Here is a 15,179-nt window from a genome sequence, read left to right as displayed (position 1 = left end):
TGTAAAAGAAATAGTAGTATATTTGCACACTTAAAAAATTAATTAAACATCATTGTTATGTACGCAATCGTAGAGATAGCAGGGCAACAATTTAAAGTAAGCAAAGACTTAAAGGTTTATGTTCACCGTTTGACTAATGAAGAAGGTTCAAAAGTTTCTTTTGACAAAGTTCTTTTATTAGACGATAATGGTAGCATTACTTTAGGCGCCCCAGCTATAGAAGGTGCTTCAGTAGAAGCCAAAGTGTTACAACACTTAAAAGGAGACAAAGTAATCGTTTTCAAAAAGAAAAGAAGAAAAGGATTCAAGAAAAGAAACGGTCACAGACAGTATCTTACTCAAATTGTAATTGAAGGCATCAGCGCAACCGGCGGTAAAAAAGCGGCTAAAGCTGAGAAAACTACAGAACCAAAAGCTGAAAAAGCAGCAGCAGAGCCAAAAGCGCCAAAAGCGAAAAAAGCAACTACTGAAGCTCCAGCAACAGAAGAAAACAACTAATATTTAAAACTTATACGTCATGGCTCACAAGAAAGGTGTCGGTAGTTCTAAGAATGGTAGAGAATCAGAATCGAAACGTTTAGGTGTTAAGATTTATGGTGGTCAAGCTGCTATTGCCGGAAATATCATCGTTAGACAAAGAGGTTCTAAACACAACCCGGGAGAAAACGTTTACATGGGTAAAGATCATACTTTACATGCAAAAGTTGCCGGAGTAGTGAAATTCCAAAAGAAATCAGACAACAAATCTTTTGTTTCTGTGATCCCTTTTGAGGCGTAAACAAGCTAAGCTTGTATACCTGAAGCCCACTGGGCTTCCTCCTCTTAATATCAAATCTTTCGAAGCATAAGAACAAACTCTTATCAAAATACAAAACCCGTTCAGCAATGAGCGGGTTTTTTGTTTTCAGGAGCGAATGGTTCGGGCATTTTTGGCATCCATTTTCCCGCTTTTCGCTATACTTCGTGCCACTGCAATCGGGGCTATATAGGATTTGTCTTTTGTATCTGGGATATCGTCCCTAACGGGACTTTTCTTTTATATGATTTATTTTCTATCCATATTTCATCCCTAACGGGATTGTAAAACTGAATGGTCATTGGCATTTATTTCATGCCGTTCAACCTCAGGTCTCCTCTCAATATCAAATATAACGAGATGGAAAACAAAAAACCCTCACTTTTCAGCAAGGGTTTCTCTTTATTATAAATTTCGTAATTCGTAATTACTAATTCGTAATTTATTAATATCTGTAATACTCCGGTTTGTATGGTCCTTCAACAGCAACGCCAATATAAGCAGCTTGCTCATCATTTAAAGTTTCCAATTCAACACCTAATTTAGCCAAGTGTAAAGCCGCTACTTTTTCATCTAAATGTTTTGGTAACATATACACTTCGTTTTTATAAGCCGCAGAGTTAGTCCACAACTCGATTTGTGCTAAAGTTTGGTTGGTAAATGAGTTACTCATTACAAAACTTGGGTGACCTGTGGCACAACCTAAGTTTACCAAACGACCTTCAGCCAAAATGATAATATCATTTCCGTTGATGGTATATTTGTCTACTTGTGGTTTGATTTCTATTTTAGTATTGCCATAGTTTGAGTTTAACCAAGCCATGTCAATTTCGTTGTCAAAGTGACCAATATTACAAACGATAGTTTTGTCTTTCATTTGCTCGAAGTGACTTCCCATAACGATATCTTTATTTCCAGTTGTAGTAATTACGATATCAGCAGTTTTGATTACAGTGTTTAATTTTTTCACTTCAAAACCATCCATTGCCGCTTGTAAAGCACAAATCGGGTCAATTTCAGTAACGGTAACAATAGAACCTGCACCTCTAAATGAAGCCGCAGTTCCTTTACCAACGTCACCATAACCACAAACGATTACTCTTTTTCCGGCCAACATGATATCAGTAGCACGACGAACCGCATCTACTGCTGATTCTTTACAACCGTATTTGTTGTCGAATTTAGATTTAGTAACCGAGTCATTTACATTGATAGCCGGCATGAATAAGGTTCCGTTTTTCATTCTTTCATACAAGCGGTGAACTCCGGTCGTAGTTTCTTCTGATAAACCTTTGATACCAGGAATCAATTCAGGATAACGGTCAAAAACCATATTGGTTAAATCTCCACCATCATCTAAAATCATGTTCAATGGTTTTCTGTCTTCCCCAAAAAATAAGGTTTGTTCAATACACCAGTCAAAAGACTCTTCATCCAAACCTTTCCAAGCGTACACTTGAATTCCCGCAGCAGCAATCGCAGCAGCAGCTTGATCTTGAGTGGAGAAAATGTTACAAGAGGACCAAGTAACTTCTGCTCCCAAAGCAATTAAAGTTTCGATTAAAACCGCCGTTTGAATAGTCATGTGAAGACATCCTGCAATACGAGCACCTTTTAAAGGTTGGCTTGCACCATATTCAGCGCGAAGTGCCATTAAACCAGGCATTTCAGCTTCTGCCAATTCGATTTCTTTTCTTCCCCAAGCCGCAAGGTTAATATCCTTAACTTTGTAAGCTACAAAAGGTAATGTTTGTGTACTCATCTATTATGTATATTTGTTTTTTTAAATTGTGGTGCAAAATTACACAATAGGATAGAATTAAAAAAACGTTTTTTGTTTTTTTGTGAATTGTTTAGCTGCTTAATTTTCTGAAAAACAACCAGATAATTTAAAATTACCCATGCCGTTACTAAAAATCAAAGCTTTAAACGAAACGACACATTTGTATGTTTGGAAAATCACCGAATCTTTCGATGAACTGTTTCGCAGTGTAGCGTTAAAAGATGTTTCATTAGCCAGACTAGAAGGCATGAAAGCCGAAAGCCATCAAAAAGGGTTTCTCAGCGTAAGAAGATTGCTGATGGAAGCCGGCTACACTGATTTTGATTTATATTACGACGAATTCGGGAAACCCAATTTAAAAGACGGCAAACACATTTCCATCTCGCATTCTAATGAATTTTCAGTGATAGTTTTGAGTGAGGTCAACATTGGAGCCGATTTGGAAATTCTAAAAGACAAAACCGTGAAACTAGCCCCAAGATTTATGGATATTTCTCATTTGGTCAATCTTTCAGAAGATGATTTGCTAAGAAAAGCCACAGTAGTTTGGGGTATCAAAGAATCCGTGTTTAAAATTAAAAACGAAATCGGAATCAGTTTCAAAGACCATATTTTTGAGAATGATTTTAATCTAGTTGATAAAAAATGTACTGTCGAATTAAGGTTTAATAACCAAGTAGAACACTTTGATATTCTTTTTGATTTTATCGAAAACTATGCTTTTGTGTGTGCTTTTAACTCCGTTCCGTTCTCCCGAAGCTCCGGGATTGCCTCGGGTGAAAAAAAATAATGAGAGACCTTTACCAAGAAATACTAAAAGCCCAATATCAAAAACAAAAACTATTAGCCATCCTTTTGGATCCTGATAAGTTAACGGTTGATTCTCTTGCTGGTTTAGTAAACAAAATCAATTCGTCGCCGGCAACCCATATTTTGGTCGGAGGAAGTTCTTTTGATGGCAATCATTTGTGTGAATTGATCACTTTGTTGAAGGAAAAGACAAGCTTACCAATCCTCTTATTTCCCGGAAATTCAACACAAATTTCTGCTGAAGCCGATGGGATTTTGTTTTTACAATTACTTTCAGGAAGAAATGCTGAGTACTTGATTGAGCAACAAGTTATGGCCGTTCCTTTATTAGAAAAAACCAACTTAGAAATCATCTCAACCGGTTACATTCTCATCGAAAGCGGAAGCGAAAGCGCAGTTGAAAGAGTCAGCAAAACCAAACCTTTAGACCGAAATAATTCCGACTATGTTGCCCAAACCGCCAAAGCCGGAGAATTAATAGGGAATAAATTAATCTATCTCGAAGCCGGAAGCGGAGCCAAAAAAGCCATTCCATTGGATATGATTGCAAAAGTTTCTAAAAGAATTACTGTTCCGTTGATTGTTGGCGGAGGTATTCGTTCTAAAAAAGGAATTGAAGACGCATTTAACGCCGGAGCAGATATGGTAGTCATCGGTACGGCTTTTGAAAATGACCTAAACTTTTTTGACTAATGCTCGAATTTTTACTTTCTCAATATAAAGAAGCTTCCACAACTCAAATTGTGTTGGAGGTTTTAGTATTTGTATTCGGAATAGCGAGTGTTTTTTATGCCAGAAAGGAAAATATTTTAGTTTATCCAACCGGTTTGATCGCTACCATAATTACCACTTATCTATTATACCAAGCAAGCTATTTTGGGGATATGACCATGAATGCTTACTATTCAATTATGAGTATTTATGGTTGGTACAAATGGGCATCTAAATCCAAAGAACCCGATTTAAAAATTTCAAGAACCAATACAAGAGAAAAGATTATTGGCATCGTATTGTTTTTGATGACCATGTTTGTCACGTATATGGTTTACAAGTTTTTTGATTACAAACTTGAAATTCCTAATTATATTGATATTTTTACATCCGGTCTTTTTTTTACAGCAATGTGGTACATGGCATTGAAAAAATTAGAGAACTGGACTTTATGGATTATTGGTGATTTAATAGTTGTCCCGTTATTTGCTTACAGAGGATTGGGAATGCTGTCACTTCAATATTTAATTTTTACAATTATTGCCATTTACGGCTATTTAGAATGGAAGAGAATTTTACAAAAGAAAGTTTAGCCAAAAAATACGGGTTTACTCCAGCCGACTTTGAGCAAATCAAGTTGCAAGGTATTTCCTTGGATAAAATTGAAAGCGAACTTTTATTGTTTCAATCCGGAATTCCTAAAATTTATTTGGAAAGACCTGCCACGATTGCTGACGGAATTGTAAAATTAACGAGCGAAGAGTTTCAAAAACAAGCCACTTTTTTTGACCAAAAAAAAGCAAGTCTTAAGCTCAAAAAGTTTGTTCCGGCTTCAGGTGCGGCGAGTAGAATGTTTAAATTTTTAAACGAATTTTTAAATGAATTCGACCACGAAAATGAAACGATAAACGCTTATATCAATCGCAAAAAAGATAAAAACCTACCGACTTTTTTAGCCGGAATTGAAAAGTTTCCCTTTTATGAAGAAGTTAAATCCAAAATAAAACAGCTTCACTCCAATTATTATTCTCTGGAAGGCCACGAAAAAAGTTATCAGTTTATCAAATTAATGTTGGCTAATGACCATTTTGACTTTGCTAACAAGCCTAAAGCAGTCCTCGATTTTCATAAATATGACACCCACATTGCCACACCGGTTGAAGAACATTTGAATGAATGTGCTTTTTATGCGGCTTCGAATTCGGTTTCCCATTTGCATTTTACGGTTTCGGAAAACCACGAGAATTTATTCAAAAAAGTAATTGATGATGTCAAAGAAAAAGTAGAAACCAAATCGAAAACCAAACTGAATGTAAGCTATTCATATCAAGACAAAAGCACCGATACAATTGCGGTTGATATGAACAACCAGCCTTTTCGCAATGAGCATGGTGCCTTGACTTTTCGTCCGGGAGGGCATGGCGCGCTAATCAATAATTTGAATCATTTGGATGCCGATGTGATTTTTATTAAAAATATTGACAATGTAATTCAAAATCACATAGAAGAAATTGCCCTTTATAAAAAGGGATTGGCTGGTGTTTTACTGGAATTGCAAAATCAAGTTTTCCAAATTCTGACGGCCATTGATCGTAATGAAGTAAAAGAAGAAAACATTGCCAGTATAATCGACTTTATGAAACAAAAGCTGAACATCGATGTATTGGAAGATTTCTATAAATACACTTTAGAGAACAAAATCGATTATATCAAAAACAAATTAAACCGACCGATTCGCATTTGCGGAATGGTGAAAAACGAAGGAGAACCGGGCGGCGGACCATTTTGGGTAAGAAGTTTCAAAGGCAATGTTTCTTTGCAAATTGTAGAAAGTTCTCAAGTAGACAGTCATAATTTGGACCAAGTTCGAATTTTGTCGAAAGCCACCCATTTTAATCCGGTGGATTTGGTTTGTGCCACTAAAAATTATCAAGGACAGAAGTTTGATTTAACCCAATTTGTTGACCAAAGCACAGGTTTTATTGTACACAAAAACAATAAGGGAAAAGAAATAAAAGGCTACGAATTACCGGGATTATGGAATGGTGCCATGGCCAAGTGGATTACCGTTTTTGTCGAAGTTCCATTAGTAACTTTCAATCCGGTGAAAACCGTAAACGACTTACTTAAACCGGCACACCAACCTCAATATGAAAACTGATGTAATCTTAACGGAACTTCAATTTAAAGCCGTTAGAAGTTCAGGTGCCGGCGGTCAAAACGTCAATAAAGTGTCTTCTAAAGTAGTTTTGAGTTTTGATTTGAAAAATTCTAAAGCACTTGAAGAAGAAGAAAAAGAATTGCTTTCAACTAAATTGGCAACCAGATTAACTTCTGAACAAATTTTAATCTTAAACTGCGACGAAGACCGAAGCCAACTTAAAAATAAAACCATAGTTACCAAACGCTTTTTAGAACTAATCAATAAATCTTTGATTGTTCCCCAAAAAAGAAAAGCCACCAAAATTCCACGTTCCGTAATAGAGAAAAGAATCAAAGCCAAACGCAATCTTTCAGAAATTAAGCAGAATAGGAGAAAGCCACATTTTTAGTATTAACTACAAAGTATCAAGTATTAAGACAAAAAATATAGAAGAAAATAAAAAATCTTAATACTTAATACTTCCATCTTAATACTTTCTCTATCTTTGCCGCGTCTCAAAGGGGTGCTCTAAATAACGAGCTGAGATTATACCCAACGAACCTAGAACAGGTAATGCTGTTTAGGGATTAGACAAGATAAAAGTGCACGTTTGTCCTGTCAAGAGTATCAATTTAATTTTTTAACCAAGAATAATTACCCCTTTTATTCGTAACATTTTACGAATGAAAACTTTATTCACAAAAAGAACAAAGAACAAAGAAAAAAGAGCAAAGACAGTTCTATTTTCTATTCTCTATTTTCTATTTTCTTTTCTCTCTTTTTCACAAGAGAAACCCAATGACTCCACCAAAGTCAACCAGCTCGAGGAAGTAACGGTTTCGGCTGTCAGAGCCAAAGGCAAAAACCCAATTACTTTTACCAATCTTTCCAAGAAAGAAATTGCGCCGCGAAATTTAGGGCAGGACATCCCTATTTTACTCAATTATCTACCTTCGGTCGTTACTACAACCGATGCCGGAAATGGGGTTGGCTATACGTACATGAGAGTTCGTGGTGCCGATGGTTCGCGGATCAATGTGACTTTGAACGGTATTCCTTTTAATGATAGCGAAAGCCAAGGAACATTCTTTGTGAATTTACCCGATTTTGCTTCGTCTTTAGAAAGTATTCAGTTGCAACGCGGTGTCGGAACTTCAACGAATGGTGCCGGAGCTTTTGGGGCGAGTTTGAACATGCAAACCAAGTCCTATCAGGAAAAAGCGTATGCCGAAATCGCTAATTCTGCCGGAAGTTTCGGCACTCGAAAACACACTTTAGCTTTCGGAACCGGATTGCATAACAACTTTGAAATGAATGCGAGATTTTCCAACATAGCTTCTGATGGTTTTATTGATAGGGCATCTTCTAATCTTTTCGGGTATTTTTTTAATGCCAATTATGTAACCAAAACTACTTTGATTCAAGCACTCGCTTTTGGTGGAAAAGAAAAGACATATCAAGCGTGGTACGGAATTGAAGATCCTGAGCAATTAGAGAATGACCGAACATTCAATCCGGCAGGAATGTATTTTGACGAAAACGGAAACATGAAGTTTTACGATGACGAAACGGATAATTACGTACAAAATCATTTTCAATTGCATTGGTCTGAGAGATGGTCTGAAAAATGGATTTCCAACACCGCATTGCATTATACCATAGGGAAAGGATATTTTAAGCAATATAGAGAAGACGAAACCTTAGCTGATTACAATTTGCCCGATTTTCAAGGCAATGCAATTTCAGATTTAATTCGAAAACGATGGCTCGATAATGACTTTTTTGGCGCTACTTTTTCATTGAATTACAAAACCGCTAAAACGGATGTTTTATTTGGCGGAGCCGCAAATCGTTATTTGGGCGATCATTTCGGAGAAGTCGTTTGGACGCAATATTATGTGCCGAATACTAACCGTTACTATGACAACATAGGGAACAAAGACGATGTGAACTTTTATGCCAGAGCTTCTCAACAAATCGGGAAACTCAATGTCTTTGCCGATTTACAGTACAGAATGGTCTTTTACGAAGCCACCAGTTTCAGATTTAATGATGTCAATGATACATTTCGTTTTTTTAACCCAAAATTTGGTTTGAATTATGATTTAAATGATAAAAACTCGTTTTATGGTTATTTCGGTATTGCCAATAAAGAGCCAAGACGAGATGATTACGAAAACGGAAGTATAAAACCGGAGCGCTTATTTGATTATGAATTTGGGTGGAAATACAACTCGAAAAAAGTGAAAGTTACTGCCAATGCGTTTTACATGAACTACTTGAATCAGTTGGTTTTGACAGGTGCTTTAAATGATGTTGGATCGCCAATTTTTACCAATAGCGGTAAAAGTTACCGTGTAGGTTTAGAAATTGAATCGGTAATCGCGATTACGGATAAATTAATCCTGAATCCAAATATTACTTTGAGCCAAAATAAAAACCGTGATTTCTATTTTCAAAGAGATGGTGTTTTGCAAAATTTAGGCAATACCGATATCGCTTTTTCCCCAAATTTAGTGGCCGGAAACCGAATTACTTTCTTGCCAACAAAAGATTTTCAAATTTCGTTGCTGTCTAAGTTTGTAGGCGAACAGTACATGGGCAATATCGATTCGGAAAATTCTAAGCTGGAGGCTTACTTTGTGAATGATTTGAACGTTTCTTATGAATGGAAAATCAACAAAGGATTGAAGTCAATTGTGTTTTCTGCCTTGGTCAACAATTTGTTTGATTTAGAATATGAATCTAATGGTTATTTCTATACTTACGATGACGATTGGAGCAATCCGGGAGCCGTAACAACCCTAGAAGGTGCCGGATTTTATCCTCAAGCCGGAATCAACTTCTTGGCGGGGCTAACTTTGAAATTCTAAAAAAAAAGCCGAACATTTTTTTGTTCGGCTTTTTTTAATTGGTTACAATCAATGTGCTTCCGTTGATATCAACACGATATTGTTTCATAGGATATTGTTGTCCCGGACTTTGACCGGAAAATAAATTGTAAACAGTATCGTCACAATCACAAGTGGCTTCAATACCACTTATAGTCATTGCCGAAGTACAACTGGCAAAATCTTGGTTTGGACATGCTAAATCAAAAGCGACATAACCACTACCGGTATTAAAAATAACAACGCCACGAGCACCTTGAGAATAATTAACAATATGATTGCTTGGAAATAGTAAGCTGCTGTAGCCCGGCAAATTCATGTTGATTTCCAAATAAACCGTATAATTCGGAATGTTGGGATTACGGTTATTAATGCTTCCACCATCGCATCCAAAGGCAAAAGGCAACATTAATAATAAAGCGATTATCTTTTTCATGTAAATTTATTTAATTACTATAGCGAAACAAATTTAAATTAATTAACTTTGACATGCGTTACCAAACGTAAACAAATTTGAAATAAGTTTTAAAATAATATCTTTGCAAAAAGAAATCCCGTTGCGATGGGATTTTTTCTATTTATATAAATGATGAAATTATGAGTACAGTATCGTATTACACGGCAGAAGGGTTGAAGAAATTGAAAGACGAATTAGAACAACTAAAAAGTATAGAGAGACCAAAAGCTTCTCAAGCCATTGCGGAAGCCAGGGATAAAGGAGATTTATCTGAAAATGCAGAATATGACGCAGCCAAAGAAGCCCAAGGTATGTTGGAGATGAGAATCGCCAAATTAGAAGAAGTATATTCTAATGCCCGATTAATTGATGAATCACAATTAGACGTTTCCAAAGCTTTGGTTTTATCCAATGTGAAAATCAAAAACCAAGCGAATGGGATGGAAATGAAATATACCTTAGTCGCTGAAAGCGAAGCCGATTTAAAAAGCGGAAAAATTTCGGTGAGTTCACCCATCGGTAAAGGTTTACTAGGTAAAAAAGTAGGCGAGATTGCTGAAATCAGCGTGCCTAACGGAAAACTGAATTTTGAAATTTTAGAAATATCAAGAGACTAAATGAGTTCTATTTTCACCAAAATAGTCAACGGAGAAATTCCGGCCTACAAAATCGCTGAAGACGACCAATATTTGGCTTTTTTAGATGTGAATCCTAATGCCAAAGGTCACACCCTTTGTATTCCGAAACAAGAAATCGATAAGATTTTTGACATGGAAGAAGCGCATTATTTAGGCTTAATAAAATTTTCCAGAAAAGTAGCCCAAGCCATTGAGAAAACGGTTCCATGTAAACGAATTGGTGTTGCTGTTGTTGGATTAGAAGTGCCGCATGTTCATGTACACTTGATTCCGCTTCACGATATGGATGATATGCGTTTTCAACGAAAAGTGTCTTTAGTTAAAGAAGAATTTGAAGCACTCGCAAAAGCCATTCAAAGTAATTTGTAATTAAATTTCACATAAAAAACAGTTAACCCTGCGAATTTAAAAATTTTGGCAGGGTTTTTTATGAGTGTTAGCCATGAAAAACAGTTTAGTCTTTTTACTGCTTGTTTTAACCCAATTTTCTTTGGGACAAACAACCAATGAGTATTTAACAATAGATCAAAAAATGGCTCAAATTCCGGACAGTTTGACCAAAACTACAGACGGAATTGCAAAGTATATCAATTCAAATTTTAAAACCGAAAGCGAAAAGATCAGAGCAGTTTTTTATTGGACGACAACGAATATCGTTTATGATGTGCCAAATATGTTTGAACCCAATCAGTTAGATTCTCCTCAAGAAAAAATTGAAAAAACCTTAAAGTCACGTAAAGGTGTTTGTATTCACTATGCCGAAACTTTTAAGGATATTACAACTAAATTAGATATCAAAACCTATATCATTTCCGGTTATACAAAGCAAGCCGGACAAGTAGCACCAATTTCACATGCTTGGTGCGCTTCAAAAATAGAGGGAAAATGGTTTTTGTTTGATCCAACTTGGGGCGCGGGTTATGTTGACCAACAACAATTTGTCAAAAAGCGCAATGACAATTTCTTCAAAGTTGAGCCCAAAAAAATGATAAATTCTCATATGCCTTTTGATTATCTGTGGCAGTTTTTGAATGTTCCATGGACAAATCAAGAGTTTTATGATGGTAAAGAGGCTGTGAATAAGGTTAAAAAGAATTTCGACTACCTTGCTGAAATTGAACAACACCAAACATTATCCGAGGAAGAACAAGCTTTTCAAGCCGCTGAAAGAGTAGAAAAAAACGGCTTCAAAAACCCATTGATTTCTAAATACCATACTTATTTAAAAAACCAATTCACAGGATTAACCCAGAATAAAAACATTGAAAAATTAAATGAAGTCGTGGCCAATTACAATGAAGCCATAGGCCATCTGAATGATTTTATGTTTTATAGACAGCGAAATTTTAAACCTGTAGTTTCTGATGAGGAAATGAAAAACATGATGAAAACCATCAAAGACAAATTCAAAAAATGCAATGATGATGTTTATAAAATAGGTTCAGTTGGTAGTCAAAACAGTGCGATGCTTTCCGGTTTAAAAAAGAATATTAGCCAAAACTTACTTGTGGTAGAAAAGCAAGAGACTTTTTTGAATGATTATTTGAGTAAAACTATGGCAGGTAGAAAACTAATGTTGTCCAGGCAACGCTAATTAGGTTTTTGCCATTTTTTAAAAGAAACCTGCATTGTTGTTCCTTTGTCAATCTCGGAGTGCAAGACTTTTATTTTTCCTTTATGGTATTCTTCTACAATTCTTTTGGTCAAGGATAAGCCCAAACCCCAACCGCGTTTTTTGGTGGTAAAACCGGGTTCAAAAACACGTCTGAATTGATTTTTAGGGATGCCTTTGCCGGTATCCGAAACCAAAATTTTCACATAGGCTTTATCGCTTTCAATTACAACAGATAATTTTCCTCGACCTTTCATGGCATCAATAGCGTTTTTGACTAAGTTTTCTACTGTCCAACTGTGTAATGCCGGATTCATGGAAACCATAATTGGTTTTTTGGGTGCTTTGAAAGAGAATTCCACTTGCTTGGAGAATCTCGAACGCAAATAATCAAAAGATTGTTCAGTTTCTGCAATAATGTTGCGTTTTTCCAATATGGGTTCTGAACCGATTTTTGAAAATCTATCCGTGATGGTTTGCAATCGGGTAATGTCTTTTTCGATTTCAACGATTGTAGTTTCGGCTACGTTATCTGCTTTCATGATTTCGAGCCAACCGATGAGTGAAGACAAAGGTGTTCCGATTTGGTGTGCGGTTTCCTTCGCCATTCCGGCCCAAAGTTTGTTTTGAGTCGCCATTTTGGTACTTCGGTAAAAGTTGTAAACCAATCCGCCAAAAAGAAAAATAATGAGTAATAAAGCTACCGGATAATATTTCAGTTTATTTAATAATGACGAATCGCCATAATAAAGATTATGAATTCTTTTTTCTGAAATTTGCATGACAATTGGTTCGTTTTGATTTTTCAGTTTTTGTAAAAACCGTTGAAGTTGCACTTTGTCTTTTAGAATGTCCTCATCTACGTTTTTGGTATTTATAATAGAATCTTTTTCGGTCACAATGATGGGAATGTTCGCTGTTTGGATAATTTGTAAGGGCAAATCGACATCAGTATATTCGTTTGCGTTGATTAAGGTTTCTTGAGATTTTGCCCAAAGTTCCATTTTACCACGCTCTTCGTCTTTGAAAATTTGGAAAAAAGAATAAGTATTCCAAAGGATTAAAGCTACGATGACAAAGGAAGCCATGATGATAATCCAACGGGTAACATTTCTTTTTTCGGAAAACTGCATGCTGAAATTTTTTTATAAATATAGACAAAAGCGCCAAAAGTGCAAGACGATTTCTGTTTAGCCCCGATTGGAGTGGCATCCCGATTTTTCGGGATATAACGGAAAGCGGGAAAATGGCCGCCAAGAATGCCCAAACCATTCGCTCCTAAAATCAATAAAAATTGTACTTTTGGGGAAAAGAAAAAATATGCTCAGTTTTGAACCACATACGCTGTCGCCTGCGCAATTGCAGGGTTATTTGCAAAGTGCAGTAGCGCCACGCCCGATTGCTTTTGCGAGTACAGTTGATAAAAACGGCAAGCCTAATTTGTCGCCGTTCAGTTTTTTTAACGTGTTTAGTTCCAATCCGCCGATACTGGTTTTTTCGCCGGCGAGACGTGTCAGAAATAATACAACCAAACACACTTTGGAAAACTGTGAAGCCACCAAACAAGTGGTGATTAATGTGGTGAATTATGATATAGTGCAACAAATGTCGCTTTCGAGTACGGAATATCCTGATGGCGTAAACGAATTTATTAAATCGGGTTTAACGATGTTGCCTTCGGATATGGTGAAGCCTTATCGCGTGGCCGAAAGTCCGGTGCAAATGGAATGCAAAGTCAATGAAATTATCGCACTAGGCAATCAAGGCGGTGCGGGGAATTTGATTATTTGCGAAGTAGTTAAAATTCACATCAACGAAAACGTTTTGGATGATAAAGGCGCGATTGACCAAAGCAAAATTGACTTGGTTTCGCGTTTGGGCGGCAATTGGTATTCGCGTTCGAATCAAGGGTTGTTTGAGGTCGAAAAACCCTTGGTAACACTAGGAATAGGCGTAGATGCGATTCCGGATTTTATCAAAAAAAGCTCAGTTTTTGATGGGAATGATTTGGGTAAATTAGGAAATGTTGAAGCCTTGCCAACCGAAGAAGAAATTACTATATTTGTACAACAGAATTTTGCCGTAAAGGGTGTTTTGAGTTCGGATGACGAGCAAAAAATACACCAAAAGGCAAAAGAATATTTGAATAATAATGAAGTGCTTTCGGCTTGGAAAGTGCTTTTAGCAAAACAATAATTATGGAAGTTACCGGAAAAATTAAAGTGATTAATCCTGAGCAACAAGTGAGTGCCAGTTTTAGAAAAAGAGAATTAGTTGTGGCTACAGAAGAGCAATATCCGCAATTTATCAGCATCAATTTTGTGCAGGATAAGTGTGATTTATTGAACAACTATAATGTAGGAGAAGCGGTAAAAGTTTCCATCAACTTAAGAGGAAGAGAATGGGTAAATCCGCAAGGAGAAACCAAATATTTCAACGATATTCAAGGTTGGAGAATTGAAAAAATGCAAGCAGAAGCTCCGGCTACACCGGGAATGGCTCCAATGCCTCCTGCAGAAGCTTTCGCACCGGCTACGAACTTCAACGAAGAAGAACACGACGATTTGCCATTCTAGAAAATAGAATATAGAGAATAGAATATAGAAATCATCCTGATAGATAACTAAGTTTAATATCTGGGATGATTTCTTTTTTTTACAGTATCTCTATTTTCTTTTTTTATACACTATATTCTAAAACATGCATTTTTTAACCAAAGATTTATACTTTCCACCGGTCGATGAAGCTTCGTATGAAGGCGTTTTGGCGGTTGGTGGTGATTTGTCGACGGAGCGATTGTTATTGGCCTATCGCAACGGGATATTTCCATGGTTTAATCCTGATGAACCGATTCTTTGGTGGTCACCGCCGGAGCGAATGGTAGTTGTGCCACAGTTGTATAAGGTTTCGAAAAGCATTAGAAATTTATTGAATCAAAAAAAATTCGAAATCACTTTCAACCAAAACTTTGAAGCAGTCATTCGGAATTGCCAACAAATAGACCGCAAAGAACAAGACGGCACTTGGATTACGGATGACATTATTGAATCCTATACCAAATTACACCAAATGGGTTTGGCACAATCGGTAGAAGTGTGGCAAAATGGCGAATTGGTTGGTGGTTTGTACGGCGTTGATTTGGGCCATGTTTTTTGTGGTGAAAGTATGTTTTCTAAAGTGTCGAATGCGAGTAAAATTGCCTTTGTAACTTTGGTGCAATATTTAAAAGACAACAACTACAAACTCTTAGATTGTCAAGTTCACAACGATCATTTGGAGAAATTGGGAGCGTTTGAGATTTCGCGGGAGACTTTTATAAAGGTGCTGAAAAGTTAGTC

17 protein-coding genes and 1 riboswitch are annotated in these 15,179 nt (G+C 36.5%); of the genes, 14 read left to right on the top strand and 3 right to left on the bottom strand.

What is annotated here, in order from left to right; translation table 11 throughout:
- Positions 1-57 precede the first annotated feature (57 nt).
- Positions 58-498, top strand: a complete 441-nt coding sequence (gene rplU, locus ACK4R1_RS00395) for a 50S ribosomal protein L21 (protein ID WP_409682083.1) — start codon at positions 58-60, stop codon at positions 496-498.
- Between the two features lie 19 nt (positions 499-517).
- Positions 518-778: a 50S ribosomal protein L27 gene (rpmA, locus tag ACK4R1_RS00390; protein WP_121311976.1), complete on the top strand. Its 261-nt coding sequence runs from the start codon at positions 518-520 to the stop codon at positions 776-778.
- Positions 779-1,241: 463 nt separating this feature from the next.
- Here the strand turns inward: rpmA and ahcY are convergent, their stop codons facing one another.
- Complete coding sequence (gene ahcY / locus ACK4R1_RS00385; protein ID WP_409682080.1) at positions 1,242-2,558, bottom strand: adenosylhomocysteinase; 1,317 nt, start codon at positions 2,556-2,558, stop codon at positions 1,242-1,244.
- Between the two features lie 139 nt (positions 2,559-2,697).
- On the opposite strand from ahcY, the gene ACK4R1_RS00380 reads away from it, so the two are divergent.
- From ACK4R1_RS00380 to ACK4R1_RS00355, 6 genes are all read left to right on the top strand, one after another.
- Entirely contained in the window at positions 2,698-3,369 is a 672-nt protein-coding gene (locus ACK4R1_RS00380) for a 4'-phosphopantetheinyl transferase family protein (protein ID WP_409682077.1), read from the top strand.
- Positions 3,369-4,082, top strand: a complete 714-nt coding sequence (locus tag ACK4R1_RS00375) for a geranylgeranylglyceryl/heptaprenylglyceryl phosphate synthase (protein WP_409682075.1) — start codon at positions 3,369-3,371, stop codon at positions 4,080-4,082. Before ACK4R1_RS00380 ends, ACK4R1_RS00375 begins: the two co-directional genes overlap by 1 nt.
- Complete coding sequence (gene pnuC / locus ACK4R1_RS00370; RefSeq protein ID WP_409682072.1) at positions 4,082-4,693, top strand: nicotinamide riboside transporter PnuC; 612 nt, start codon at positions 4,082-4,084, stop codon at positions 4,691-4,693. Before ACK4R1_RS00375 ends, pnuC begins: the two co-directional genes overlap by 1 nt.
- Positions 4,663-6,261 (top strand): DUF4301 family protein, encoded by a 1,599-nt coding sequence (locus ACK4R1_RS00365; protein WP_409682069.1) that lies wholly within the window; start codon positions 4,663-4,665, stop codon positions 6,259-6,261. The genes pnuC and ACK4R1_RS00365 overlap by 31 nt, the downstream gene beginning before the upstream one ends.
- On the top strand, positions 6,251-6,652 hold the full coding sequence (gene arfB / locus ACK4R1_RS00360) for an alternative ribosome rescue aminoacyl-tRNA hydrolase ArfB (protein ID WP_409682066.1): 402 nt from the start codon (positions 6,251-6,253) through the stop codon (positions 6,650-6,652). The genes ACK4R1_RS00365 and arfB overlap by 11 nt, the downstream gene beginning before the upstream one ends.
- A gap of 101 nt (positions 6,653-6,753) precedes the next feature.
- A riboswitch (TPP riboswitch) is annotated at positions 6,754-6,847 on the top strand.
- A gap of 79 nt (positions 6,848-6,926) precedes the next feature.
- Positions 6,927-9,116, top strand: coding sequence for a TonB-dependent receptor (locus tag ACK4R1_RS00355; protein WP_409682063.1), 2,190 nt, complete (start codon positions 6,927-6,929; stop codon positions 9,114-9,116).
- 34 nt (positions 9,117-9,150) lie between these two features.
- On the opposite strand, the gene ACK4R1_RS00350 is transcribed toward ACK4R1_RS00355, so the two are convergent.
- Positions 9,151-9,570 (bottom strand): hypothetical protein, encoded by a 420-nt coding sequence (locus tag ACK4R1_RS00350; RefSeq protein ID WP_409682060.1) that lies wholly within the window; start codon positions 9,568-9,570, stop codon positions 9,151-9,153.
- A gap of 161 nt (positions 9,571-9,731) precedes the next feature.
- Here ACK4R1_RS00350 and greA point away from each other — a divergent pair, with 161 nt between their 5' ends.
- The 3 genes from greA to ACK4R1_RS00335 all read left to right on the top strand — a co-directional run bounded on the left by greA (position 9,732) and on the right by ACK4R1_RS00335 (position 11,823).
- Positions 9,732-10,208 carry a transcription elongation factor GreA gene (gene greA, locus ACK4R1_RS00345; protein ID WP_409682057.1) on the top strand — a complete coding sequence of 159 codons (477 nt, stop codon included), beginning with the start codon at positions 9,732-9,734 and terminating at the stop codon, positions 10,206-10,208.
- Positions 10,209-10,598 carry an HIT family protein gene (locus ACK4R1_RS00340; RefSeq protein WP_409682055.1) on the top strand — a complete coding sequence of 130 codons (390 nt, stop codon included), beginning with the start codon at positions 10,209-10,211 and terminating at the stop codon, positions 10,596-10,598.
- A gap of 73 nt (positions 10,599-10,671) precedes the next feature.
- The gene (locus tag ACK4R1_RS00335; protein ID WP_409682053.1) at positions 10,672-11,823 is read left to right on the top strand and encodes a transglutaminase domain-containing protein; all 1,152 of its coding nucleotides are present in this window, start codon (positions 10,672-10,674) and stop codon (positions 11,821-11,823) included.
- Here the strand turns inward: ACK4R1_RS00335 and ACK4R1_RS00330 are convergent.
- Positions 11,820-12,974 (bottom strand): sensor histidine kinase, encoded by a 1,155-nt coding sequence (locus ACK4R1_RS00330; RefSeq protein ID WP_409682050.1) that lies wholly within the window; start codon positions 12,972-12,974, stop codon positions 11,820-11,822. The two genes, ACK4R1_RS00335 and ACK4R1_RS00330, sit on opposite strands and share 4 nt — an antisense overlap.
- Positions 12,975-13,161: 187 nt before the next feature.
- Here ACK4R1_RS00330 and ACK4R1_RS00325 point away from each other — a divergent pair, with 187 nt between their 5' ends.
- The 3 genes from ACK4R1_RS00325 (at position 13,162) to aat (ending at position 15,177) form a co-directional block, all read left to right on the top strand.
- Complete coding sequence (locus ACK4R1_RS00325; protein ID WP_409682047.1) at positions 13,162-14,037, top strand: flavin reductase family protein; 876 nt, start codon at positions 13,162-13,164, stop codon at positions 14,035-14,037.
- Between the two features lie 2 nt (positions 14,038-14,039).
- Positions 14,040-14,417 (top strand): DUF3127 domain-containing protein, encoded by a 378-nt coding sequence (locus tag ACK4R1_RS00320; protein WP_409682044.1) that lies wholly within the window; start codon positions 14,040-14,042, stop codon positions 14,415-14,417.
- Between the two features lie 124 nt (positions 14,418-14,541).
- A complete protein-coding gene (aat, locus tag ACK4R1_RS00315) occupies positions 14,542-15,177 on the top strand; it encodes a leucyl/phenylalanyl-tRNA--protein transferase (protein WP_409682041.1) in 636 nt (211 codons plus the stop codon).
- The last annotated feature ends 2 nt before the right edge of the window (positions 15,178-15,179 follow it).

Origin of the sequence: Flavobacterium sp. (assembly GCF_046293665.1) — a bacterium.
Classification (GTDB): domain Bacteria; phylum Bacteroidota; class Bacteroidia; order Flavobacteriales; family Flavobacteriaceae; genus Flavobacterium.
Note: the sequence above shows the minus strand (reverse complement) of the source record. Positions and strands in the feature narration are given on the sequence as shown.